Origin of the sequence: Candidatus Amarolinea aalborgensis (assembly GCF_900491745.1) — a bacterium.
In the GTDB taxonomy this organism is placed as follows: Bacteria; Chloroflexota; Anaerolineae; order SSC4; family Amarolineaceae; genus Amarolinea; species Amarolinea aalborgensis.
In genome coordinates, this window is sequence record NZ_UETR01000011.1 from 69,773 (window position 1) to 94,145 (window position 24,373).

The following is a 24,373-nucleotide window of genomic DNA, read 5'->3' on the forward strand; positions in this document are numbered from 1 at the left end:
GAGATTAGAGAACGAAGATTGCGGAAGACTCGGTCATCATTGTCCTGTGGTATAATAGCGTGCCTGCCCGGCCTTTGTCTGGCGGCAGGCGCACCAACTAAGAGAGGATCAGCACAATATGGCGAAGCAGTGGAATAGTCCCCCGGCGATGCAGATTGATGTCAAGAAGAATTACTCAGCCACCCTCGTGACCATCCGGGGGACGATTGAGGTGGCCTTGTCGGCGCAGCATGCCCCGAAGACGGTGAACAATTTCGTTTTCCTGGCGCGTGAAGGCTTCTATGACGGTGTTTCGTTTCACCGCGTGATCAGCAATTTCATGATCCAGGGCGGCGACCCGACTGGCACAGGGACCGGCGGGCCGGGCTATCGCTTCGAAGATGAAACGCGGGGCAACCCGCTCAAGCATGAGACCGGCGTCATTTCGATGGCCAACGCCGGACCTGGCACCAACGGCAGCCAGTTCTTCATCACGCACTCGCCGCAGCCGCACCTGAACGGCAAGCACACCGTTTTCGGCAAGGTGGTCAAGGGAATGGACGTGGTCAACGCCATTCGCCAGGGCGACGTGATATCGAGCGTCACGATTACCGAGGCGTAAACCGCGCGCGCTGTTGGCCGCAAGGAACACAAAGAGCGCAAAGAGGCTGCCGACGTGGGGCTGCTCTACTGCTTCTTCGTGATCTCTGCGTTCCTTGTGGTCGAATACTTCTTCTTGGAGGGTATCATGAGTGTCGCTGTCAGGTAGACGGGTTCGTCAAGGCGCGGAAACGACCTTGCCCGGTTGACTCAGACGGCTGTTCGCTTGCGACCAGGTCAGATATGAGTATCAATGACATGGTGCGCAGCCGAGGGACCAGGCTGGTCGCTTGCCGGCTACCGCCGCCTGGGACGGTCGGAAGAACGTATCCTCAGCAACTTCCCCACCTTACGACCGGCTGATTTACGCAACGCCCTGGCTAATGTGACAGCCCACGTGGGCGAGATCGAACTGGCCGTCGGTGCTGCCAGATTTGCGAATTCCTGAAAGTTATATTACTATCGGGAACATGATCCCTAGATTTCTAGAAGAAACCATCATCGAGCGATGCACCTCCCTGCATAAGGTCATCTTGATCCTGGGCGCGCGGCAAGTGGGGAAGACGACCCTCCTGCATGCCATCGAGTCCAGGCTGGCACGCGCCGGTCGTCGTGTTCGCTACCTGAACTGCGATGTAGAAGAGGAACGCCGCGCGATTGACACGACCGCGCGGACGCTGTTGGACCGGTTGGTGGCAGGTGTAGATGTGGTGTTGGTTGATGAGGCGCAGCGATTGGACAACCCTGGCCTGACCTTGAAGATTCTTTACGATCTGTACCCTCAGCTCGTCGTGATCGCCACAGGGTCATCGAGTTTCGATCTGCGCAATCGGGTGACCGACGCCCTGACGGGACGCTATCTCGACTTCACCCTGTTTCCGTTTTCACTGGGCGAAATGCTGACTGCTTCCGGTGTTCTGTCTGACCTGGCGCTGCGCCAGCCGTCCGCCGATGCGCTGCTTCCGGGCCTGCTGCTGTATGGTCTGTACCCGGAGATCTACCTGGCGGGCGACCCGAAGACCCGGCAGCTTCTGCTCGCCAAACTGGTCGAAAGCTACCTTTTCAAGGACATCCTGGCCTTCCAGCGCATCCGCTATTCCCAGGTGATTGTGGACCTGGCGCGCGCCCTGGCGTACCAGGTTGGCAATGAAGTGAATGAGACCGAGCTAGCCAGCCGACTGAAAATTGATCGCAAAACGGTCGTGAGCTATCTCGATATTCTTGAGAAGGCGTTCGTGATCGCCCGCCTGCACCCATTCTCGAACAACCCGCGGCGTGAGATCGGCAAACAAGCCAAGATCTACTTTCTTGACCTCGGCATCCGCAACGCGCTCATCAACGACTTCAACGACCTGGCGATCCGCGCCGATCGTGGGCGTTTGTGGGAGAACTTCCTGGTCGTGGAGCGTCTGAAGCATTTCGCCAACCGCGGCGAGACAGTGCGCAGTCGCTTCTGGCGCGCGTACGGCGGCGCCGAAGTAGACTACCTGGAAGAAACGGCTGACGGCGTCCACGCGTACGAATTCAAGGTCGGCGCTGGTTCAGTGCGAGCCGGCGGCGACGCGTTTCGCCGCGCGTATGGCGTCGGCGTTCAACTCGTCAACCAGGAAAACTATCTCGATTTCGTGTTGGGTTCCTCCTGACCTGGACAAGCCGGCGCGCATGCCTCGGTGTGGGCTGCACTGACTATCGGTCTCGATGGTGAAACTGACGGCGCAGCGGCTGCGGTTCGATTTTACCGAGGAAATCTACACTGAAGAGGGCAAATCCAACTCCAGCTTGCCCAGGGTGATCAGGCTCTCCAGGTCGTCGAGACCGTCCGGGGCATACTGGCGAAATACGTTGCGCACCTGCGCCAGGGCGGCCTCATCGGCCAGTCCTAGCATACGAGCGATATCGCCCAGGTCAATCGTTCGACTCGCATTGAACTTCATGAGCGCCAGGTAAGGCAGAGGCAGCACCGGTAGTCCCTGCGCGTCGCGGTTAACTTGCGCGGCCTCTAACGCGACCGGCCACCACGGATCAATCCCTTCAATCACGTCAATTGATTCCCCGGCAGGGCTTTGCCAACGTGAGCCGCCGATACTGAGGGTTCCCATGCGCACGTAACCGGCAGCGTACAACTTGCGCGTCGCGATCTCAACATCTTGAACGCCAACGACGATGTCGAGATCGCGGGTGAACCGCTCTGGCATGTAGAGGCGTGTGGCGGCCGCACCGACGACCGCCCACAAGATAGGTGAAAGCACAGGCGCGAGATCAGGCCATTGGGTCATCGTGGTTCTCTCAAGCAAGAATTCACGCGAGCTGCCGCTGCCACTACGTTGGCGCCGTCGTGCCATATCAATGATCGTGCGTCGCGTCAAGGTGCGAACATCAATCGCTGCTGTCATGGCGTAATGATAGCACAGGCGCGCCATTTTGACGAAACGGCCGTAGCGGGCAGCCTTCAGCCGACTTGGGTCACTCCGCCGACGGCCAGCTTAACCGTCCCGGGGGACTGTGCGCAGCTCGTCCCCTCGGCTGCGCACGATTGATGGAAGTTGGCGAATTCAAAACCTTCTTGACCGTTCTTGCCCGGACTGCTATACTCTCGCGCAGAGGCAAACATGAGTACAAACATACCAATATCTCCCGAAGCGATGATCCGATATCGGCACGCAGCGCAAGCCAGAGATTTGGCGCGTAAGGAGGAAAACGGGCAACGCCGCCAGGCTGCGTGGATTATCGCACGCGAGGCCGCACGGCTCCTCAAGGATGTTTTCGGAGCCTCGCGCGTGATTGCGTATGGCTCACTGGCCCATGGCGCGTGGTTTGGTCCCCGCTCAGATATTGACCTGGCAGCTGAAGGTGTTCCGGTCGCGGCTTTCTGGCGTGCGTGGGCCGCGCTGGATCGAATTGACCCCTCCTTTGAGATTGACCTGGTTGCCTTCGAATCAGTCTCTGAACGCCTGCGCGCCGAAATTGTCGAGTACGGAGTCACCCTATGAGCAGCCGCTATCAAGTCCTTGCCCGGCGCATACAGCTTGAAGTTGAGGAGCTCGAACACACCCAGGCGACCATCCAGAAACATTGGCAGATTGCGCTTAGAACAACGACAGACCAGGACGCGTACCTCAATTCGGTGGCTCTCAATTTGCATAGTCTGTATTCCGGCCTGGAGCGGGTGTTCGAGTTAATCGCTGTCGAGCTTGATGGCGGCGCCTTGGGCGGTGAGGCTTGGCACACCGAACTGTTGCGGCAGATGGCCCTGGATGTACTGGACGTGCGCCCCGCTGTGCTTCAAACGGACACGGCTATGCGCCTGGACGAGTACCGCAAGTTCCGGCACCGCATTCGCAACATTTATGCCACCAACCTCGATCCTGAGCGGATGAAGCATCTGGTGCTGGAACTACCGGCCTTGTGGCGTCATGTTCGACAGGATTTGGATCGGTTTGTGGATTTCCTCAAGCAATTGACATCAGATTGATGCCGTGAGACCACTCAGTGCGCGCAATGGGTGGAGAAGAGATGTCCTTGACCATTTTGCTCAGACCGCTGTTCGCTTGCGACGAGGTCAGACATGAGTACCAAAGACATGCTGCGCAGCCGAGGGACCGGGCTGCGCACGAGTGAAGGTAGTTGGCGGATGCACAGGAAACGGCAACCGCTCACGGCGCTAAGCCTCGCTTCCCCACGTGTCAGGGCCGGAACGGTTGCCGCCATACGATGCGTCATGACAACGGGTCATGGCGCTGAAATGGCCCAGACTTGTCATTCTCCCTGTGACCCATCCTATCTCAGTTTCAATTCATCCACCCAGACGCTGAAATCAGGATAGCTCCCACTCGATTGGTTAGTGGTCAAGGCCTTGATGCAGACCGCCTGAATGCGGCGTCGTTCAAGAGACCGCCCGTCCGCCCTGCTGTCACCAATTATCCTTGCCTGCGCGCGTGCCAGGTCGCTGCGCACTTCCAGTATACACGCCCTCGCGCCCATCTGGACTGCACACTTACTGCACTCTTACTGCACTCTTTCTGCACAGATATGGCCAACCGCCGCGGGCGCAGTTTGACGGCGAGCGCAGCTTGCCCTTATAATGAACCCAGGATTCTCTATCTCCATCGCTGCATGGCTGAGGAGCCTCCGCATATGCCATCTTCCCTTGAAACCGGCACCGGCCAGGCGTGGCTGACGCTTGTCAAGCAGGCGCTGCACGCCTACCACGACGACCATGAACTGCTGGCACTCACGCGCCTGGCCGATTGGCGCCTGGTGCGGGCAGCCCAACTGCGTCCTCCCGGCGCCTCCCTACCCGACGCGGTGCGCGCGGTGCTGGCTGACGGCCTGCAGCGGCTGCAGGCCAGCGACGCCGTGGGCGCCGCGGTGCTGCGCCGCCACTACGTGGAGCGCGAGCCGATGGCGCAGCTCGCCCTCGACCTCCATTTCTCCGAACGTTCGCTCTTCAAACATCAACAGGCCGGCCTGACCGCGCTGAGCCAGCTCCTCTGGCAGGCCGAGGAGCACGCGCAACGTGTGGCTCGCCTCAGCGCACGGCAGCAGCAGGCCCTCGATGAGCTGCCAACCCCCACCTTCTCGCGGCTGTTCGGCGCGGACGAGATGCTCTGCGCGCTGCGCCGCTTCCTCACCGACGCGCAAGCGCACTGGCTGGTGGCCTTGGATGGCATGGGCGGCATCGGCAAGACGGCCCTGGCGCGCGCGGTCTGCGAGGCGCTGATCTACGAGGGCTGCTTCGAACGCGTGATCTGGATCACGGTGCAGCAGCGGCTGTTCGCCTGGGGCCGCGCGCACAGCCTGGACGCGCCCGCGCTGTCGTATGCGCAGCTGCTCGATGAACTGGCCCGTCGCCTCGATCTGGCCGCGACCACAGGTCAATCCGCTGACCGCCGCGAGGCGCCGGTGCACGCGGCGCTGGGCGAGCTTCCCACCCTGGTCGTCGTGGATAACCTGGAGACCGCGCCCGATGTGCAATCGTTGGTCATGGGCCTGCACCGCCTGTCACGCCCCGCCCGCATCTTGCTCACCTCGCGCTACGCGGTCGGCGCCTTCGAGCCGGTCACGTCGCTGACCACGCGGCCGCTGACGCTGCACGACGCGGTGGATTTCATCCGCTACGAGGGTCAGGATCGCAACATCGAGGCGCTGCACCACGCCAGCGAGGAGGACCTGACGCGTGTCGCGCGCATCACCGACGGCAATCCGCTGGCAATCAAGTGGGTGGTGGGGCAGCTGCAGTCGCTGCCGCTCGACCAGGTGCTGGGCGATCTCGTCCAGGTCAGCGAGGGCGATCACGATCTCTACCGCTATCTTTTTGCCTATGCCTGGCAGCACCTCTCTCAGCCGGCTCGCCATCTCCTGCTGCACATGCCGCTGCTCGACGCGCGCGGAACCGCGTGGCAGCACTTGGCCGCGGTCAGCGGGGCGCCGGCCGATGGCGAGTTTTGCCGCGCGATCCAGGAGTTGGTCAATGCCTCGCTGCTCAATGTGGGGCGCGCAGGGCAGGACACGGTCTACAGTATTCACCGCTTGACCGAGTATTTCGTCCTGTCTGAACTCGTGGGCGTGATGACGCCGGCGGCGCTCTCATGATCGAGACAGATCTGGCCGTTGATTTTCTGAGCGGCCTGGAGCGCAGCCTGCATTACTGGCTGGCCCGCTGGCGTCAACCGGCTGATCACGCGGCTTTGCAGCCGCTGCAGGGGCATGCGCTGCGCGCGCTGTGGTGGGCGGCCACGACCGGCGTATGCCTGCCGTTGGCGGTGGACCTGGCCATCGCCCTGCACAGCGACATGATGTACAGCGGGCAGTGGCAGGAGTGGAAGGTGTGCCTGGCCCGCCTGGCTGCGGCGGCCGATCGCGTGGACGCTGCACGCCTGTTCAATCTATTGCACCGCCTGGCCACGATGTGCTTTCGGCAGGGAGACCTGGACGAGGCGCTGGCCTGGGGTGAACGTGTGCTGGCGTTGGCCGCAGTGGGCCAGGATCGCCTGGGGCAAGTGATTGCAGCCAACCTGCTGGCGGAGATCTACCTGACTGCGGAGCACTTTGCGCCTGCGCAGGTGTTCGCGGAGCAGGCCGTGGCGCTGGCCGCGGCGGGCGGCGACACGCCGCGCCGGGCTGATGCTTTGATCAACCGCGCGCGCGTACACCTGGACGCGGCCGTGGCTGCAGCGGGCGGTCTGGCGGCCGTTGAGCTGCAGCCGTTGACCGCGGCGCAGACGGCGGCGCTGGAGGCATGGCTGCACGAGGCGTTAGCCCTGGTGCAAGCCTCGGGCGATGTGGTCTATGAGACCAAAGCGCACCTCTTCCTGTACCATGCGCTGGCCGCGCGTGGGGAGTGGGTGCAGGCCCTCTGGCGTGCGCAGACCGCCCTGGCCCTGGTCGAGTCCTATGGCGATGACGCTGGCCGCGGTGTGGTGCTGCAGGCCGTGGGGCGTTCCCTGGCCGGACTGAGCCGCCGCGCCGAGGCCATCGAAGCCCTACAAACCGCCATACGCATCCACGAGCGCCACGGCAACCGGCCGGCGCAGCAGAACACGCAGCGGCGCTTGGAGAAACTACTGCAGGTGAATTGACCACCGCGCAGCCCCGTGTATAATTGGCAAGTAAGATCATTTGATTGCCGGAATTCCAAATTTGAGCGATTCTTCTACCACATAGAACACAAAGAGCACAAAGACCCCGCCAATCTGCGACTCTTCTGCCGTTTCTTTGTGCTCTATGCGTTCCTTGTGGTCTAGTGCGTGCTGACTTTGTATTGCTGATCTGACTGCCAATGCGGAGGATCCATGTTGCCAATTCCTGAACCGACTCCCACTATTCAACGCTTGGAGAAACCGCATGCATATCTTAGTCGTTGACATCGGCACCGGCACGCAAGACATTCTGTGGTTCGATTCGACGCGCGATCCGGAGAACTGCCTGAAGTTGGTGGCGCCCTCACCCACGTTGCGCGTGGCCGCGCAGATTCGCCAGGCGACGGCCGCCCGGCAGCCGCTTCTGCTCAGCGGCGTGCTGATGGGCGGCGGGCCGAGCGCCTGGGCCGCGGAGGATCATCACAAGGCCGGGCTGCCCATCTGGGCCACCGCGGCCGCCGCGCGCACCTTCAACGACGACCTGGAGGCCGTGCGCCGCGACCTGGGCATCGAAGTCGTGAGCGCAGACGAGGCCGCGGCGCTGGCCCGGCGGTCGGATATGGCGCACGTGGTGTTGAAGGACTTTGACTACGCGGTGATCGCGCAGGCCTTTGCTGCTTTTGGCCTGACCCTGCAACCGGATGCGGTGGCCGTCGCGGTGTTCGACCACGGCGACGCCCCGCCGGCCGTCAGCGATCGCCAGTTTCGCCTGGATTACCTGGCCGCGCGTTTGCAGACCGACAGCCGCCTGTCCACTTTTGCCTTCCCGGCGGCGGCCGTGCCGCCGATCATGACCCGTTTGCAGGCTGTGGTGGACAGCGCCCGCGCAGAAGTCTCAGCGCCGCTGCTGGTGATGGACACCGCGCCCGCGGCCGTGTTGGGCGCTTGGGACGACCCGGTGGTCAGGGCGCACCCATCAGCGCTGATTGCCAACGTGGGCAACTTCCATTGCCTGGCCTTTCAGTACCTGGACGGGCATTTTGTGCGCCTGTTCGAGCATCACACCGGGCTGCTGACCCAGGAGACGCTAACCGGCTGGATCGAGCGCCTGGCCGCTGGCTCCATCAGCCACGCGGAGGTCTTTGCCGGGCATGGGCATGGCGCCGTGGTGCTGGATTCGGCGCCGGTGGGGCTTGATTTTGTCGCGGTCACGGGGCCCCGCCGCGCGCTGCTCAACGGCGGCCGGCTGCCCGTATACCCGGCGGCGCCGCACGGCGACCAAATGATGGCCGGCTGCTTTGGGCTGCTGCGCGCCTGCGCCGATCATTTTGCCAACTGGCGCGACGAAATCGTCCACGCCGTGGACAACGGGCAGGGCGTCAGCCTTTGGTGAACACATAGAAACGACGAGGAGAAAACAATGAGCGACTATGAGCTGACAGGAACCCGCGTCGAAGTGCTGCGGCACATTCCGTATGGCATTCACATCATCACCACGCGCGATCACGAGGGATTGCACGCGGCCTCGGTCAGTTGGGTGATGCAGACGTCATTCGAGCCGACGCGCCTGGTTGTTGCGCTGCGTACGTCATCGCGCATCTTACAGCACATCCTCAACAGCGAGGTTTTTGCTCTCAATCTTGTAGCTCGCGAGCAAAACCAGATGGCGCAGGCTTTCTTTCAGTACGTGCAGGCAGGCTTCGATCAGGACACGCTCCACGGCTATCGTTGCCGCCCGGGCGAGACTGCTTGCCCCTTGTTCGTGGATGCGGCCGCTTGGATCGAGTGCCGCAATATGTGCAGCATCGAGGATTGCGGCGATCACACACTGCTCATTGCGGATGTCGTGGAGGCCGGGCTGCGTCTCGCCGCATTCACGCCCCTTGAACTGTGGGAATCGCCCTGGTCGTACGGCGGTTAGCGTTTTCTGCGGTTCGCAGCAGGCATAAAAAAGCGCCGGGCGTTTTCAACACCCGGCGCTTGCATTTTTTAACTACTCAGCCATCTGTCGCCACCGATTGAAATCGGCGGCTGAAATGGGGGAAACCTGCTGAAGCAGGTTCGAAACGCCGCCCGCAACCCGCTTCAGCGGGTTTTCAGGGGTATCAGGCGTCGGATTCATCCGATGCTGGGGGCCGGCTGAGTAATTGCATTTTTCTTGGTTTAGGCAGCGAGCCCGGCTGCAGTCAGCACCGGGCGGAATTTGTAGCCATAAACGATCACGCCTTCAGGCCCATCTTCGGTCAACTTGCGTGTGACCATCTCCACCGGCATACCGATCTTGACATCGTCAGACTCGATATCGGTGAGCTGAGCCGTCAGCATCGGCCCTTCGTTCAGCTTCACCAGGGCCACAGTGTACGGCAAGTAGCTCTCGAACCCGGCCGGCGCATCGTACATCGTTGTGAACGAGTAGACTTCGCCGCGCCCACTCATTTGCTGCATCGTCTGCGCCGGTTCGGCGCAGTGGGGACATACATCCCGCGGCGGGAAAATGGCCTTCCCACATTCATCACAAATTTCGCCCATCAGGCTATAGCGTTGGCGCCGCGTGCGCCAATTTCGTGCAACTCCCATGGTCATTGACCTCCACGTATCTGGGTGAAAAAGCCCTCAATCACGTTCATTCTATCACACTTTTTTCTCAAAACCTATCAACTTGTCTCATCTTTCACAACAACAGGCAAGTTTGACAGCTTCTGACAGGCCTTCGTCACGGTTCATTGGCGAGAATATGGGTGATAATGGTGGCCCCACTGCCGCCAATGTTCTGCGCCATGCCGATGCGCGCATGAGGCACCTGGTTGGCGCCTGCTTGTCCTTGCAACTGCTGCACCAGTTCCACAATTTGATAAACACCGGTCGCGCCCACGGGATGCCCACGCGCTTTCAAACCCCCCATTGTGCTGATGGGAACCCGGCCGCCGATGGCAATTTCGCCTTCCTCTGCCAGGCGCACACCGTGGCCCGGATCGGCAAAACCGGCCGCTTCCAATGACAGCGCCGACATGATGGTGAACGCGTCATGCGCCTCGAACAGGTTGATGTCACGCGGCGTCATGCCAGCCTGGGCATAGGCGCGCTGCGCGCTCAGAAAACCGGCTTCCAGCATCAGTGGGTCACGCCGGTCGTGCACGGCCAGGGTATCGGTCGCCACGGCAGACGCCAGGATGCGCACCGGTGGGCGGTTCAGCCCGAATTCGCGGGCGCGGTCGCTTGCGCAGAGGATGACGGCCGCGGCGCCGTCACAAATGGGCGAGGAATCGAGCAGGTTCACCGGCGCGGCAATCATGCTTGATTTGACATAATCCTTGACTGTCAGCGGTAGGTGGAACATGGCATTTGGGTTGTTCAGCGCATTGCGGTGCGCGTTGACGGTGAAATTAGCGAACGCCTCGTGCTTGACGCCGTACTGGTGCATGTAGCGCTGCATGAGCATGGCGTTAAGCCCCACGAAGGAAACGCCCTCCGCCGCTTCGTATTCTTGATCGGCCGCCAACGCCAGGCCTGTCGTGGTCTCCTCGCCCGCAGTGTCGGTCATTTTCTCGACGCCCAACACCGCCACCACGTCGTGCGCTCCGCTGGCTACGGCCAGGTAACCCACACGCAGCGCGGCCGCGCCTGAAGCGCACGCCGCCTCGATCTTGAGGGCTTCGACGCCGCGCCAGCCCACGAAGTCTGCCATCAGCGCGCCCAGGTGTTCCTGTCCGGCCAATTCACCGGAGAGCATGTTACCCACATACAAGGCGTCAACGGACTCCACGCCGGCGTCGCTCAGCGCGGCGATCAAGGCGTCATGACCTAAATGGCGCAGCGAGCGGTCCCAAATTTCGCCGACGGGCGTCTGTCCAATGCCGATAATACTCACTGATCTCACAGCAACACTCCTTACGCCGTCTGCAGCTTGCCGCGATAGCGGACATAGGTGGCGTAGTCAATTTCCTTGCGTCGTTCAATATACTGGCGCGTCAGCGGAGCCGTGTCGCGACGCTGCGCGATGCGGTCGGTCACTTCGAACGAAATGGCATCGCTGCCCGCGCCTGACCCAAAGGAGACGATGAGCACGCGGTCGCCCGGTTCTGCAATATCCAAGATCGCGGTCAGGCCGATGACCGAAGAACCGGCATAAGTATTGCCGATGAGGCTCACCAGCAGACCTGTTTCGATTTGCGCCGGCGTAAAGCCCAGGGTCTTGGCCGCTTTCTGCGGGAACTTGAGGTTTGGTTGGTGAAAAACGGCAAAACGATAGTCCGCCGCCGTGCGACCCATTTCACTCAGGAGCATCTCGGCCGCGGTCGTGATATGATGGAAATAGGCCGGGTCGCCCGTGAATCGCTGCCCGTGCGACGGGTAGTGCGCATAGGGCCGGCGCCAGAAATCGGGCGTGTCAGTCACGTACGACAGCGAACCTTCGAGCACGGCGACGCTTTCCTCGCCTGGGCCAATAATGAACGCGGCCCCGCCTGCGCCCGCGGTGTATTCCAAGGCGTCGCCGGGGCGTCCTTGCGCCGCGTCCATGCCAATGCCCAGGGCGTAATCCGCCATGTGTGAGCCGACGAAGCCGAAGCATGCCTGCAAGGTTTCGGTGCCTGCCTTGCACGCAAACTCCCAATCGGCCGCCTGCGTCGTGGGCACGGCGCCAATCGCCTCTGCCACGATGGTGGACGTCGGTTTGACGGCATACGGATGCGATTCGCTGCCCACCCAGACCGCGCGAATGAGCCGTGGGTCAATGGCGGCGCGCGCCAGCGCATTGCGCGCCGCTTCGATGGACATCGTGGCGGTGTCTTCGTCCAGGCCGGGCACGGCCTTTTCTTTGATCGGCACGCCGCCTTCGCCATCGGTCCACACGCGTGACACCTCTGTTACCGGCAGGCGAAAGCGCGGTACGTAAGCGCCATAACCAACGATGCCTACTTGTCGTTTTGGTTTCATCAACATAGAAATTACCTCGAATCACTGCCAATGTGCGCAGACGGGCGCTCGTCACCCAGCGCCCGTACGAGTTCTTCTGCTCGCGCCTGCCGGATTTGCCCCTCGCGCACGAGTTGGACGGCGATGGCGCTGACCTCGTCACCCTGCGCGCCGGCCGCCAGCGCGACCTGGCGGGCGTGCAAGGCCATGTGCCCGCGCTGAATACCGTCTGTGACCAGGGCGCGCATGGCTGCCAGGTTCTGCGCCAGCCCCACCGCGACCATGATCTCAGCCAGCCGGCGCGCGCTGGGCTGCCCCAGAATCTTGAGCGCCACCTGCGCCGTAGGATGGGCCTTGGTGGCGCCGCCTACGACGCCGACGGCCAACGGCATTTGCAGGCGCCCGTACAGCTCGGCTCCAGCCTGCGCGCCCAATGACGGCACCAGCTGCCAATCGGTGAGGCCGCGATACTGCCCGCGGCGCGCGGCGTAGGCATGCGCGCCGGCCTCCAGCGCGCGCCAGTCGTTGCCTGTTGCCAGGGCCACCGCATCAATGCCGTTCATGATGCCTTTGTTGTGCGTAGCCGCTCGATACGGATCGGCCACGGCAAACGCATTGGCTTCTACGATGCCCTGCGCCACGCGCGCGCCAGCCAGGTCGGTGGTTGCCAGCGCCTGCACAGGAATGGTCACCTCGGCCCAGGCCTGCCGTTGATCGCTCAGATTGGAGAGGATGCGCAGCAGCGCGCGGCCGCCGGTCAGCGTCTCCAGCAGCGGTGCAATGGCCTCAACCGCGGTGTTGACGGCATTCGCGCCCATCGCATCGCGCGTGTCGAACAGCAGGTGCACAATGAGCATGGGGCCAGCCCGCGTATCCGGCAGCGGGCGTACCTCTAATCCACGGGCGCCGCCGCCGCGCGCCTGGATGCTGGGATGAAGGTGGTTCGCCGCGGCCAGAATGTCTGCTTCCGCAGCCCGCACCGCCGCCGCGGCTGTCGCCAGATCATGCCGGGGGAGGTCGAGCAGCTGAACCTGACCGATCATCACCGACTCGCTGCTGCCCGTGCGAAAGCCGCCGCCCGCGCGCGCCAGGCGCGCCGCAAAACTGACGGCAGCGACAATGGACGGCTCCTCAACCGCCATCGGCACCAGGACATCTTCATCTTTGATGCAGAAGTTGGTGGCAATGCCAAGCGGCAAGGTCAACAAGCCGATGACGTTCTCGATCATGAAGCTGGCCTGCCCCAGGCTCAACCCGGCTTGCAGCACACGGCGTTCATCCGGGGTCAACTCGGCCCATTCGGCCACGATCGCAGCCCGTTCTTCGCAGCTCAACTGGTAAAAGCCACTCAGGCGTGAAGATTTGTTCATGCATGATTCCCAAGACATACAATGCGCCCGCAGCGGCTTGTTGCCGGCGGGCGCCACTATTCAATTTGATGCTCATTCCAGCCCCATTTTACAGGTCAGACGCTGTCAAAACCTATCAGCTTGCTTCCAGGGGCTATCGGCGAACGCCAGCCGCCAGGTCAACGCCCGATCAAGGACGCCAGCGCCGCCAGCGCGGCGGTCACGGGACCGGTCAGCAGTTGTGGCGCCAGGCCAAGCACGGCGCTGACGAGGACCCCCACGGCCACCAGCCAGCCAGCGACGAGCGGCTCGCGGCGCACCTGGGGGTTCGCAGTGCTGCCGCCTAGGGCCGCCAGGCCGCGCAAGAACCCAATCGCCACCCCAAGCGCTGCCGGTATCATGACCAGGAGCCAACGGGCATCGCGCACGCCGACTTGCTGCAGCAGCGTCCACTGACTGGCAAAACCGGCTGTCAACGGAAAGCCGATCAAGCCCATGCCGCCAGCCAAGAGGCCGCCCACCGTCCAGGGTAGGCGGTTGGCCAGGCCGCTGATGCGGTCGAACTCCGTGGACGCGGCCTGCTGCCGTAAAAGGGCCAGGCTCATCGCGCCGAGCAGAATCAGAATCGTGCGCGCGCCAAAGAGAAGCAGCACCAGCGTCCATGAACTGAGCAAGCCCAGGCCCATGGCCAGCAAGAGATTGCCATAGTTGTAAAGGCCGGCATAGCTCCAGAGCCGCGCAAAGTCGCGCTGCCCCAGCGCCGCCAAACCGCCCCAGGCCATACTGGCAAGCCCGCCGTAGATGAGCACGCGCGCCAGGTTGAAATCGTTGATGATCGCGACGTAATCGGAGGTAAATGCGCGCACGAGGTAGAGGATGACTGCTTCACTGGTTAGCTGCAAGAAGGCGGCTACGAGCGGCGGCGCCTCATTGGCCAAGGCTACACGGGGTCCGTGCAGCGGAGTTGGGGCCAGCAGGAGAGTCAGCCCCCAACCAAAAAGGGCGATCGCCATGCTCAGCGGCAGGGGGTCATCCGGGTTGAATGGAATCTGCTGCAAGAACCAGTCTGCGGTCAGGAACAACGGGAAGGCCGCCAGCGGCAGCCAGAGCTGGCGGAACGCGCCCCGCGTCGACCCCGCGCGCCCCGATTGGACGATGAAGACGCCCACGCAGGCAATGAAGGCCAGCCCCAACGGCGCCAGCGCCAGCGGTCGCACCATCATGATGAGACCCGTCAGGCTCGTGACCAGCAGAGACGCGGCGAAGAAGGTGCGCCCTTGCGAAATGCGCCAGGCGAAGATGAGCGCGATGATGGTGATAAGGTAGAGAAAGCTCAGGAAAGGACGCAGGGCCTCGGTGAAACGCAGGGCGATTCCTCCCCAGGCCACTTCTTGCCCCAGCAGCACCGGTCGGCCGGCCAGGGAGATTGGCAGGTTGGGCGGCACGATCCAGATGAGCAGCCCAAGCCCCAGGATCAAGGCGACAGCAATGCCTACGGCCAGGGTGGCAAAACGGCGCAAGGCGTAGGCCAACGCGGCGGCCACTACCGGTACGACCGCAAGCAGGATGGCGCCGCTGATCATGACCGCCGCTCCTGATCTGGCGCCGCGGGAATCGGAGCGGCGCGAGCCACCATGAGGTAGGCGCAGGCCAAACCGACCAGCAGTTCCAGGGCGCCGATCACGCCAATCATGCGTGCATCGTGCGTGAGGCTGGCATAGAAGATTTGCACCGCGGCCAGCCACATCAGCAGTCCGATCCCGGCCTTGAGCGGCTCTTCTTCCAGGGCCAGGGCCAGCAGAGCCATGACGGCCAGCCAAAGACACAGGAAATCGGTTTCGGGCGTAAGCCCGGGCAGAGCGACGTTGACATTGGTCAACAAGAAGCCAACGCCGATCATGACGACAATTACAATACGAAAGGGCATGGTGGTGGACAGTACCGGCCAGCGGATCGCCGGTGTGGGCCGTGGCTGCTGTTTGTTGCTTCGGGCTGATGACCGCGCTGGCTGGGCGCGGCCGGAGCGGTTATCGCCAATCTGGCGAGCCGACAAGTACCACATGATGCCAATCAGCGCGCCCACCAACATGCGCAGAACCGCCCATTCAGGCGGCATGAGACGCATGCTGATAACCGCCAATGCCAGATAGAGCAGCTGCAGGATGAGCAGGATCGCGCGCCAGTCGGCCGCGATGATGAGCAAAGCCGCAGCCACCATGGCGACGGAAATGGCCGGCACGCCGGATACGGCATTCAGGGCTGCCGCGAGACTGGATAAGGATGGGATAGGTGGCATAATGATGCGTCTTTCTAGATTCCAGCCTGCAGCAGCCAGATAAGCAGGACGGTTAGGGCCAGCCAGCCGACATAGCCTGCGCCATCCAGCAAACTGGTGACATAGAGCACGACCAGCGTGATTCCGCGACCAGCAAGACGTAAGCCAGTCAGCAACCAGTCCAGGTCCACGACCTGGGCGATCACGCGTTGCTGAGTGATCTGCGCCGTCAGCAGCCGCGGTCGCCAGCGCGCCAGCAGGTAACCTGCGCCAACCGCCAGCCCCTGGCCCAGCCACATCCAGACTGATAGCCCGCGCATCTGCGACCACCATGAATCGAAGAGCACGGTCGGTTCCAGAAGGCCAAGCCAGCGCGCAAGCAGCGGCGGCTGCAGCCCCAAAGCGAGCAGCGGTGCAGCAAAAAGCACGAAACCGATCAGATGACGCGTCGCCAGCCAGCGTTGACCGGTCAGCGTTTCACCCGCGGTTGTCGGCGAAGCCGCCGGCCAATGGCGCAGAATGGCCGCTACGGCGACCATATCCGCCAGCAGGGTGAGCAGCCAGCGTAGTATGTTTAGACCAGGCAGTAGGGCGTCCTGCAAGGTGGGCAGGGTGGCGATGGTGACTCGCACGGGAAAGCCAATAGTCGCCGGTATGCCGATGAGCGCCAGCATGGCCAGCGCCAGGGGCAGTCGCCAGCCCGATACCCGCGCGCTGGCCAGACCGACCACAAGCCCGCTCAGGCCCAGGGCGACAGTAATGATGGGCCAGGCCGCCGCAGCCGCGCCGGTCGCGGGGCTGAGGATCATGGCCACAATGCACCATGTCACGCGATTGGCGGCCACGAGGAGCAGGCTGCGCTCCTGATTGGGGTCCAGCCAGGCCGCCAGACTGCTGCCCAATAGGCCAACCAGTCCGACCGCCAGCCACACCGGCTGCCGCAGTTCAACGGCCAACTCCACCTGGTAGATGCGGCCCAGCAAGGCCAGTCCGACTGTCGCCGGCAGCAAGAATTCTGTCAGGCGGGCGGGCCGGCCGTAGGAGGCAGAGGCCAGGAGCCAGGCGTGGAAGGGATAGAATGCAAGTCGCCACAGGCAGGCCAGAAGAAGAAAGAGAATGGGCAGCGAGGCCAGGGCGCCTGCCGTGAGTGGCAGCTGCGCAGAATCGAGGCCGGAGAGGCTGAGGGCCAGCCACACAAGCAATCCGCCGAGGGCGCCGCTGACGACGATGGCCTGCTGCGGTTGCGCGACGCCGCGGGCAATCAACGCAATTTCCAACAGAATCCACATGCTGGCGAAGGTCAACAAGTTGCTGGATGAGACCATGAGCAGAGCGGCGGCCAGGGCCAGCAGCCGGCGGCTGTGGACTTGAGGGGTGTTCCAGCCGGCAGAATCCCAGTTGAAAAGAATCTCGATCGCCGTCACCAATAGGGCAAGCAGCCCACACAGCCAGGCCCATCCATCAACCTGCCACACCATCTGCGCAGGCGGCAGCACCATGACTTCCCAGGGGCGCTCGAACACCGCCTGGTCGGGCATGCTGCGCAGTTGGTACCAGAGCAGCCCCGCCATCAGCACGGATAGCGCGGCAATCCCGCTGTGCCAGCCAGGTTGACGCCAGCGCACGAGCAGAACCAGAGCAAGCGCTCCCACCAGGAGGGCGATGACTGGCCCGATGGGGGACGCCAGAGTAGCGCTCAAAACCGCAGTTTCTCTATCATAAGGTGTGAAACCGATTCTACCACACGGCGGAAGGGGCGCCAAACAGCGCGCGCCCGATTTGCATAATCATGGCGCAACTTTTAGAATCACAGTCTAGCAAAGACCCTGAAAGAGCAAGCGGAGAATCGGAGGGAAACAGAGCATGCAAAAACTTGTCGAGTGTGTGCCGAACTTTAGTGAAGGGCGCCGTTCAGAGGTGGTAGAGGCGATTGTAGATGCGCTGCGTCGGCCGGGGGTTTCGGTGTTGGACGTGGAAAGCGACGCAGACCATAACCGCTCGGTGGTGACTTTGGTGGGCGAGCCAGAAGCGGTGCTGGAAGCAGCCTGGCAGGGTATTGCCGCGGCCGCCAGGTTGATTGATCTGGACCAGCATCAAGGCGCGCATCCGCGCCTGGGCGCGACCGATGTGGTGCCGTTTGTACCGCTGCGCAACATGACGATGGCTGAGTGTGTGGCGCTGGCGCAGCGCCTGGGGCAGCGCGTCGGCAGCGAGCTGCAGATTCCGGTTTTTCTGTACGAGGCGGCTGCGACTCGACCGGAGCGCGTCAACCTGGCGGATGTACGCCGTGGGCAGTATGAACTTCTTAAGACGGAGATTGCCACCAATCCGGCGCGCACCCCCGATTATGGGCCGAGCCGCGTGGGCCCGGCTGGCGCAACGATCATTGGCGCGCGCGCCTTCTTGATTGCGTTCAATGCCTATCTCAACACCACGAACGTCGAGATCGCCAAGAAGGTGGCGAAAGCCCTGCGTCATTCGAGCGGCGGACTGCATTTCGTCAAGGCGATGGGGCTGCTGGTGGAGGGGAAGGCGCAGGTTTCCATGAATCTGACCGATTTCATGCAAACGCCGATTCACCGCGCCGTGGAGATGATTCGCTCAGAGGCGGCGCGCTACGGCTGTGGGATCGAACGCACGGAGTTGGTGGGCATGATTCCGCAGCAAGCGCTGCTGGATGCCGCGCAATGGTATCTGCAGATTGACAACTTCACGCCGGAGATGGTGCTAGAGAATAGGGTGACAAGCGCTTGAGCGGGCCGCCGCCGTAAGCGAGCGATGGAAATCGCGCCTGATAGGCGTACCGCCGGGCGTCCATCTGCATGGACGCAGTGGTCGGTTGGCGGCTGCAGTCGGCGCAGGATGCCTGGGCGGCGGCAACAAAAGGACGAACGACCCGCAGAGTCGTTCGTCCTGTCAAGGCATGGGTCCCCCCAGGTTCGAACTGAGGACCAACCGGTTATGAGCCGGCCGCTCTAACCGCTGAGCTAGGGACCCCCGGCGGCCGCGCGTCACGGCCGATCGCGTGAGCGGGTGAAGGGAATCGAACCCTCACGGCCAACTTGGAAGGCTGGTGTTCTACCACTAAACTACACCCGCAAACCAGTCGGGGCGAGAGGATTTGAACCTCCGACCCCAGCGTCCCAAACGCTGTGCGCTGCCAACTGCGCTACGCCCCGAACAGGCGCTTAGTATACTGCAAAAACGAACAGCGGGCAAACGCACAGGCGTCAATGGTGATTTTTGAACGGAGAGTCGGTTCTACCATTCAGTGTACAGTGTACAGTGCACCGTTCAGTGTTCAGTATGCCGCTTACGGCCCCCAGGTAATCTGCTCATCCATCCACTCTGGCAGCGCGCCCGGCAGGTTGAGCAAGCGCACCGGCGCCGCGGTTGGTTGGGTGATGTACAACGCCCACGCGCCGTCACGATTGGAGAGGAAGGCGATCCAGTTGCCGTCAGGCGACCAGGTGGGGAGTCCCTCGATGGCAGGGCTGGCGGCGATCGGCGTCACTTTGCCGGTCTTGGAGTCGCGCATGAAGATGTCCCAGTTCCCGCTGCGCTGCGCCGACATGAAGACCAGGCGGCTCCCGCCCGGCGACCAGGCCGGCGATGTGTCGCCTGCGACATCGGTCAACGGCGTACGTTGGCTGCGGTCTGGGGTCATTTGCCACAGACCACAGCGGTTGCCTTGATCGTCGCACCCCTCATAGGCAATGTTCTTCCCAGGGTGCCAGGCCGGGCTGCGCCCAAACACGATATACTCCGTGGCCTCGGTGCCTTCGGCCCAGGCGTGGTAGAGACGCCAGCGGCGGTCGCCCTCACGGTTGGACGCAAAGACCCATTCCTGGCCGTCTGGCGACCAGGTGGCATTTCCATCTTCAGCGAAGGTGGTGACGCGACGCAGGATCTCGCCCTTGGTGCTGATGGTCGTTAGCCCAATCTCACTGCCGCTGACATTGCGCACGGCCAGGCGCGCGCCGCCTGGAGCCACACGCGGCTGCCGCATGTTCCTTACCAGAGCTTCAGGCCGCGCGCCCGGCGCGGCTGCCACCCGGTAGAGCACGAAGTTGTTGCGTTCGTTATCCCAGGTGGCAAAGTAGATGCGTCCGTTGGCAAGGGCGCCGGCGGGCGCAGCCGGCGGCGTGCCTTCAGGACTCGTTGCAGTCCCTGCGCCGCTATCCGTTGGTGTGGCCGCGGCCGCTTGATTGCTGCAGCGGCTGCTGGCGGCGTCGCGCGTTGCGCGTAAGGTAGCGCTGGGCTGCACGTCCAGGGCAATGGTATACTGCGCCGCCGCATCACACCACGCGCCGCGTTGAGCCTGCGAATCGCCATAGGCAATGGCTGCCTTGGCCAACCGCGTTTCAACATCCAGGTAGTTGGGCTGCAGCTTATACAAGTCTGCAAAGGCGGCGACTGCCTTCTGCCAGTTGGCCTGCCAATAGCCCATGGCCTGCAGGTAGGCTGTGGCGAGCTGCTTTTGCTCCAGCGCAGCTTTGTCGTTTGGACGCAGCGCCAGCGCGCGCTCGCTCTGACGAATCCCTTCTTCCAAGCGGCCAGCGGCGATCAAGTCGGAAGCCGTCGTGTAGTAAATCTTGTACAGCAGGTTCGTAACGGTATTCGCTTCATAGGCGGCATCCGTCGCGCGGATGCGCTCCAGGCGCTCGGCGGCCTGCGCCCACTCTTTCTGATCGTACAGCGACTGGGCTTCGCCCAGCAGGACATCGAGCGTGTAGGGTGTGCTGACCGGCGGGGGGGTTGGAGTTGGCACCGGCGGCGACGTAGGTTGAGGCGTGGCCGTGGCCGCCATCACGCGCAGCATGGCTGCGCGCGCCTCAACGTGGTCTGGCTGCAGGCGCAGCGCCGCCTCGAACTCAGCCACCGCCAGCGCATTCTCGCCCGCGGCCGCATGGGTCAGCCCGCGTTGGTAGTGATCGGCGACGGCCGTGGCCTGCGCCATGCTGCGTTGTTCCAGGCCTGCGCGCACGCCCCAGAAGCCTGCCAGCAGCACACCAACAAGCCCAACGATCAGAACCAGGCTGTAGACTGTGAGCCAACGCCAGCTTGGCCCGCGCCAGCGGCGCGCAGCCGGGCGTAAGCGCCTTCGTGATGTGGTTCGCGCGACTGGTTGGCGCTCCTCTTGGCTTGCAGCGGGCGGCTGAACCTGGCCCGGCGCACTGGCTGAGGGCGCTGCGTCGTGGACATCGGCCGCCGGGGCGCTTAGAGGAATCAAATCGGCGTCAAAGGATGTCACCTGAGCGTCATCTCCTGCTCGAATTGTAGAATAGCCGCGCCTTCGGCGTCCAGTAGTTGGATGGCGACCGACGCACGCGCCGGAACGTTCGCCGGTACGGCAATGACTTGATCGAAGGGTCGCGCCGGATTGAGCGTGACCGGCAGATTGGCAATCGCCGCACCGTCCACGGAGACGGTCAGCTTGCCGCGGAAAGAGCGCACCGGGAAAATGGCGATCTGCAAACCCTGCGCTGTCGCGCGCAGATTGACGGCGCCATCCTGATCAGCGTAGACGAACGTGCCAATGCCAGCCACGGGAAACCAGGTTTCCTCCCAATACAGGGTTTCACCTGCGCGCAAGTTGACACGCTCATCGAACGTCGGCGCCAGCCCGCCATGCATTTCGACATAACTGGAACCATCATCCGTGTAGAGCGCGGCTGGCAGGGGGTCGCTCCAACCCAGGCCAAAAAACTTCACGCCGCGCATTACATCAGCCGGGAACACGCGCGCCAGGCCCTCATCCGCCGCTAGGTCATACACGCCGGCAAAGCCCGCGGCCGCCGCGGGCCTGGCAAAGAAGCCCAGGTATTGGCGCCAATTACCCAAGCGACTGAGATCGCGCCCCTGGAAGTTGGGCCAACTCATGGCCTGGCCGCTGCCCGGCAGGGTGCTGTCGCCCGTTGAATGAATCGTGACCTCGTTGATGGGCAGGATCAGGCGCAGTTCTGGGCCAGGGCGATTGCGTCCCCCAGGCGCCAGCATGGCGTTGATCCAATACTTGAAGGTCGCTTCCTGCCCGGTGGCATTCGTCAACCGGGTGCGCACCGTAAACGCGGCCTCGCCCGCGCGCAGCGTGATATCCACGCTGATCTGCAAACGGCCCTGCGGTTCTTGGAAAACGGTGATCGTCGCTTCGTCGGGGCTGGGTTGCGGCGTGTCGTAGCCCCACGGTGTGCCCCACGCGTAGCCATGTTCCTCGACCGGAATGCCCCATTCAACGCCGCCGGCCGCCAGCCAGCCAGCCTCCAGCCCATCACGCCCCGGCGGACCCCAGGGCGACGGTTTGAGTACCGGATTGCGGTAGAACACCTGGTGACGCGTCGGCTTGTAGTAACATTCGATCAGGCGGCCGCCCAAATCAGGCAACACGCCCAGGCGTAGAAACTCGTTTTCCAGCACAACCTCACGCAGCGCCTGCGGCGTTGGCTGGGGCTGCGCGGCCTCGTAAGCTGCGCGGTCCAGCATACGCCATGACCAGTTGAAGACCGGGTCGGTGACTTCACGCTGGAAAGCCGCAAAGGGATAGGTGTTCAGCGTGATTTGTCGTTCATACAGACTGACCGTGGGCGCGGCGGTGGGGGTGGTCGCCAGCGTTGGCTGCGGCGCGGGCGTGGACGTGGATGTGGCGGCCAGCGTGGGGGAGACGACGGGCGCGTTGGTGCGCGCCGATGTAGGCGTGGGCGATGTCGTCGCCGTTTGCGTCACTGGGGTCAGGGTCGGTGTTGTGCTCGGCTTTGTCGCCGAGGGTGTTGAGGAAGCTGCAGGCCCAGGCGTTGAGCTGGGCAACACCACGGTGGCGGTGGATGCAGCGGTCGTCGCCGTCGGCGTTGGCGGCGGCGGAGTTGACTGATTACACGCACTGAGCAGCCACAGCGCCAACCAGGCCGTCAAAAGACGAAAAGGGAAAGCGTGGGTTGTGGGCGTCATCCACGGCGCAGGCAGCCCGCGCACGTCGCCATGCCTGCCACTGTCAGCCGCTTGATCACCCATTTCCTTGACGAACCATCGTGTGCGCATGGCAACGATTATAGTCACAATTGCCCGACTTGCCAAGCGCAGGCATCATTTCAACAAGAGAATTTCCGATCTGCTCACAGTGTGGTAGAATCGTGCACTCTTCATGAGTGCCATCCTGCCTGCGGCAGCCGGGCCGGCGCCCACCGAGGCCGGCTCACGAGGTCATCTGTTGTCCATTCGCACCTTCATCAATTCCGCACGTAACAGCGTCGGTGCCTTGACCCTGGTTTTACTACCCTGGTGGTGGCATTGGATCATCATACGCCGTCCTTTTGAGGGTATTCTCTTCCACGAATTAACTGATTTTTCGCTCTACGCCACCGATGCGCTGTTGCTCTGCGCCCTGGCGGCCTGGCTCGTGACCAAGCCTGATCTGTCTGCCCTGCCGCGGTGGGTATTGTGGCCGCTGCTGGCGCTCCCGCTGCTGGCGTTTGCCCTGGTCACGGCAGCCGCGGATCGTGACCTGGCGCTCTACCAGGCCGCGCGCCTCAGCCTGGTGACGCTGTGGTCATTGGCGCTCGCCGGATCACCCTGGCTGCGCCGTGCGGCGCCTGCGCTGCTGCTGGTCGGCAGCTCGCTGCAAGCGATCATCGCGCTGGCGCAGGTTGCCTTGCAGCACGCTGTTGGGCTGGGCTTCGTGGGCGAAGTGCCGCTCAGCCAGCAAATGCCAGGCGTGAGCGTTGTCTATGCCGCTGGGGTGCGCTGGCTGCGCCCTTACGGCTTGACTCAGCATCCCAACATCTTAGCCGGATGCTTGTCGGTGGCTTTCCTGTTGGCGCTGGCAACCGTCACCACAGGCAACGTACGCCAACGCTGGGCCTGGTATGTTGGGCTTGTGTTGACCGGCGCAGGGCTGGCTGTTGCTTTCTCGCGCGCCACCTGGATCGGAACGGCGTTGGGCGGCCTGTTCATCGGCAGCCACATCCTGTCAAGCCGCTCACCGGCCGTGCGCCGCCGTCTTGTGCGCCGCGTACTGTTGCTCCTCGTGAGCGCCGGCCTTGTTTTCGGCGCGTTGACCTGGCCCATTCTTGCCAGTCGCCTGGGTCTCACCGGCGCCAGCGCAGAGGCGCGGTCTATCAACGAGCGCGGCGCGACCATTGCGATTGCCTGGCGCCATTTGATCACCGCGCCCTGGCCCGGCATCGGCCTGGCGCAGTTCACCCGCCTCACGTTGGCCGGCAACCTTGATCTGCTCGGCCCCTACGCCCCACAGCCAGTCCATGTGACACCCCTGCTCGTGTTGGTTGAACTTGGCCCCATCGGTGGTCTTCTCTGGCTCTGGCTCATGTTGGCCCCTCCGATCCGCTGGATCAGACGGCCAACCCATGCTGCCTCTCTGCTGGGGCCAACGGCTGCGCTGCTGGCGCTAGTTGTGATCGGCCTTTTCGATTATTACCCATTTCAAGCCACGCAAGGCCGCCTCTTAACGTGGACTGTTCTGGGCCTCTGGGGCGCCGCTTGGGCCGCCGCTGCCCGGGAGACGACGCCCATCACGCCCACCTGACCCCCCGGATGCCTAGCGATTCTCGTCCGTGGCTTTTGGTTTCTTGGTTGATCCTGTGCACGCTTTGCCGTGTGCGATTTGACAGACCAGCCCGCTGGCGCTAAAATAAAAACCGACCGGTCGGTATGTATTTTCCAGG

21 protein-coding genes and 3 tRNA genes are annotated in these 24,373 nt (G+C 63.0%); 11 read left to right on the forward strand and 13 right to left on the reverse strand.

Annotated elements, in window-relative coordinates:
• Positions 1-118: 118 nt before the first annotated feature.
• The 3 genes from ACPQ6D_RS14820 (at position 119) to ACPQ6D_RS14830 (ending at position 2,222) form a co-directional block, all read left to right on the forward strand.
• A complete protein-coding gene (locus tag ACPQ6D_RS14820; protein WP_423225122.1) occupies positions 119-601 on the forward strand; it encodes a peptidylprolyl isomerase in 483 nt (160 codons plus the stop codon).
• A 231-nt stretch (positions 602-832) separates the two neighbouring features.
• On the forward strand, positions 833-1,027 hold the full coding sequence (locus ACPQ6D_RS14825) for a DUF433 domain-containing protein (RefSeq protein WP_423225123.1): 195 nt from the start codon (positions 833-835) through the stop codon (positions 1,025-1,027).
• Positions 1,028-1,049: 22 nt separating this feature from the next.
• The gene (locus ACPQ6D_RS14830; protein ID WP_423225124.1) at positions 1,050-2,222 is read left to right on the forward strand and encodes an ATP-binding protein; all 1,173 of its coding nucleotides are present in this window, start codon (positions 1,050-1,052) and stop codon (positions 2,220-2,222) included.
• A 105-nt stretch (positions 2,223-2,327) separates the two neighbouring features.
• On the opposite strand, the gene ACPQ6D_RS14835 is transcribed toward ACPQ6D_RS14830, so the two are convergent.
• Complete coding sequence (locus tag ACPQ6D_RS14835; protein ID WP_423225125.1) at positions 2,328-2,972, reverse strand: hypothetical protein; 645 nt, start codon at positions 2,970-2,972, stop codon at positions 2,328-2,330.
• Between the two features lie 216 nt (positions 2,973-3,188).
• On the opposite strand from ACPQ6D_RS14835, the gene ACPQ6D_RS14840 reads away from it, so the two are divergent.
• The 6 genes from ACPQ6D_RS14840 (at position 3,189) to ACPQ6D_RS14865 (ending at position 9,078) form a co-directional block, all read left to right on the forward strand.
• Positions 3,189-3,569 (forward strand): nucleotidyltransferase family protein, encoded by a 381-nt coding sequence (locus ACPQ6D_RS14840; protein WP_423225126.1) that lies wholly within the window; start codon positions 3,189-3,191, stop codon positions 3,567-3,569.
• Positions 3,566-4,051: a ribonuclease toxin HepT-like protein gene (locus ACPQ6D_RS14845; protein WP_423225127.1), complete on the forward strand. Its 486-nt coding sequence runs from the start codon at positions 3,566-3,568 to the stop codon at positions 4,049-4,051. The genes ACPQ6D_RS14840 and ACPQ6D_RS14845 overlap by 4 nt, the downstream gene beginning before the upstream one ends.
• A 662-nt stretch (positions 4,052-4,713) precedes the next feature.
• On the forward strand, positions 4,714-6,171 hold the full coding sequence (locus tag ACPQ6D_RS14850) for an NB-ARC domain-containing protein (RefSeq protein ID WP_423225128.1): 1,458 nt from the start codon (positions 4,714-4,716) through the stop codon (positions 6,169-6,171).
• A complete protein-coding gene (locus ACPQ6D_RS14855) occupies positions 6,168-7,157 on the forward strand; it encodes a tetratricopeptide repeat protein (protein ID WP_423225129.1) in 990 nt (329 codons plus the stop codon). Before ACPQ6D_RS14850 ends, ACPQ6D_RS14855 begins: the two co-directional genes overlap by 4 nt.
• Positions 7,158-7,422: 265 nt before the next feature.
• On the forward strand, positions 7,423-8,550 hold the full coding sequence (locus ACPQ6D_RS14860) for a DUF1786 family protein (RefSeq protein ID WP_423225130.1): 1,128 nt from the start codon (positions 7,423-7,425) through the stop codon (positions 8,548-8,550).
• A 27-nt stretch (positions 8,551-8,577) separates the two neighbouring features.
• Positions 8,578-9,078, forward strand: a complete 501-nt coding sequence (locus tag ACPQ6D_RS14865) for a flavin reductase family protein (protein WP_423225131.1) — start codon at positions 8,578-8,580, stop codon at positions 9,076-9,078.
• 242 nt (positions 9,079-9,320) lie between these two features.
• Here the strand turns inward: ACPQ6D_RS14865 and ACPQ6D_RS14870 are convergent, their stop codons facing one another.
• From ACPQ6D_RS14870 to ACPQ6D_RS14900, 7 genes are all read right to left on the reverse strand, one after another.
• Positions 9,321-9,734, reverse strand: a complete 414-nt coding sequence (locus ACPQ6D_RS14870; protein ID WP_423225132.1) for a Zn-ribbon domain-containing OB-fold protein — start codon at positions 9,732-9,734, stop codon at positions 9,321-9,323.
• Positions 9,735-9,870: 136 nt separating this feature from the next.
• Positions 9,871-11,034, reverse strand: coding sequence for a thiolase domain-containing protein (locus tag ACPQ6D_RS14875; protein ID WP_423225133.1), 1,164 nt, complete (start codon positions 11,032-11,034; stop codon positions 9,871-9,873).
• Between the two features lie 11 nt (positions 11,035-11,045).
• On the reverse strand, positions 11,046-12,104 hold the full coding sequence (locus ACPQ6D_RS14880; RefSeq protein WP_423225171.1) for a hydroxymethylglutaryl-CoA synthase: 1,059 nt from the start codon (positions 12,102-12,104) through the stop codon (positions 11,046-11,048).
• Positions 12,104-13,459, reverse strand: coding sequence for a hydroxymethylglutaryl-CoA reductase, degradative (locus ACPQ6D_RS14885; RefSeq protein ID WP_423225134.1), 1,356 nt, complete (start codon positions 13,457-13,459; stop codon positions 12,104-12,106). The genes ACPQ6D_RS14880 and ACPQ6D_RS14885 overlap by 1 nt, the downstream gene beginning before the upstream one ends.
• A 140-nt stretch (positions 13,460-13,599) precedes the next feature.
• The gene (locus ACPQ6D_RS14890; protein WP_423225135.1) at positions 13,600-15,003 is read right to left on the reverse strand and encodes a proton-conducting transporter transmembrane domain-containing protein; all 1,404 of its coding nucleotides are present in this window, start codon (positions 15,001-15,003) and stop codon (positions 13,600-13,602) included.
• A complete protein-coding gene (locus ACPQ6D_RS14895; protein WP_423225136.1) occupies positions 15,000-15,716 on the reverse strand; it encodes a hypothetical protein in 717 nt (238 codons plus the stop codon). The genes ACPQ6D_RS14890 and ACPQ6D_RS14895 overlap by 4 nt, the downstream gene beginning before the upstream one ends.
• 14 nt (positions 15,717-15,730) lie before the next feature.
• Positions 15,731-17,395: a hypothetical protein gene (locus ACPQ6D_RS14900; RefSeq protein WP_423225137.1), complete on the reverse strand. Its 1,665-nt coding sequence runs from the start codon at positions 17,393-17,395 to the stop codon at positions 15,731-15,733.
• Positions 17,396-17,558: 163 nt separating this feature from the next.
• Here ACPQ6D_RS14900 and ftcD point away from each other — a divergent pair, with 163 nt between their 5' ends.
• Positions 17,559-18,449: a glutamate formimidoyltransferase gene (gene ftcD / locus ACPQ6D_RS14905; RefSeq protein WP_423225138.1), complete on the forward strand. Its 891-nt coding sequence runs from the start codon at positions 17,559-17,561 to the stop codon at positions 18,447-18,449.
• Between the two features lie 170 nt (positions 18,450-18,619).
• Here ftcD and ACPQ6D_RS14910 read toward each other — a convergent pair.
• The 5 genes from ACPQ6D_RS14910 to ACPQ6D_RS14930 form a co-directional block, all read right to left on the reverse strand.
• Positions 18,620-18,692, reverse strand: a tRNA-Ile gene (locus ACPQ6D_RS14910).
• A 31-nt stretch (positions 18,693-18,723) separates the two neighbouring features.
• Positions 18,724-18,794 (reverse strand) — tRNA-Gly (locus tag ACPQ6D_RS14915).
• A 7-nt stretch (positions 18,795-18,801) separates the two neighbouring features.
• Positions 18,802-18,874: transfer RNA gene (locus tag ACPQ6D_RS14920), tRNA-Pro, on the reverse strand.
• Between the two features lie 134 nt (positions 18,875-19,008).
• Complete coding sequence (locus tag ACPQ6D_RS14925; RefSeq protein ID WP_423225139.1) at positions 19,009-20,949, reverse strand: hypothetical protein; 1,941 nt, start codon at positions 20,947-20,949, stop codon at positions 19,009-19,011.
• Positions 20,946-22,730: a DUF5107 domain-containing protein gene (locus tag ACPQ6D_RS14930; protein ID WP_423225140.1), complete on the reverse strand. Its 1,785-nt coding sequence runs from the start codon at positions 22,728-22,730 to the stop codon at positions 20,946-20,948. Before ACPQ6D_RS14930 ends, ACPQ6D_RS14925 begins: the two co-directional genes overlap by 4 nt.
• Positions 22,731-22,833: 103 nt before the next feature.
• Here ACPQ6D_RS14930 and ACPQ6D_RS14935 point away from each other — a divergent pair, with 103 nt between their 5' ends.
• Entirely contained in the window at positions 22,834-24,234 is a 1,401-nt protein-coding gene (locus ACPQ6D_RS14935) for an O-antigen ligase family protein (protein WP_423225141.1), read from the forward strand.
• The last annotated feature ends 139 nt before the right edge of the window (positions 24,235-24,373 follow it).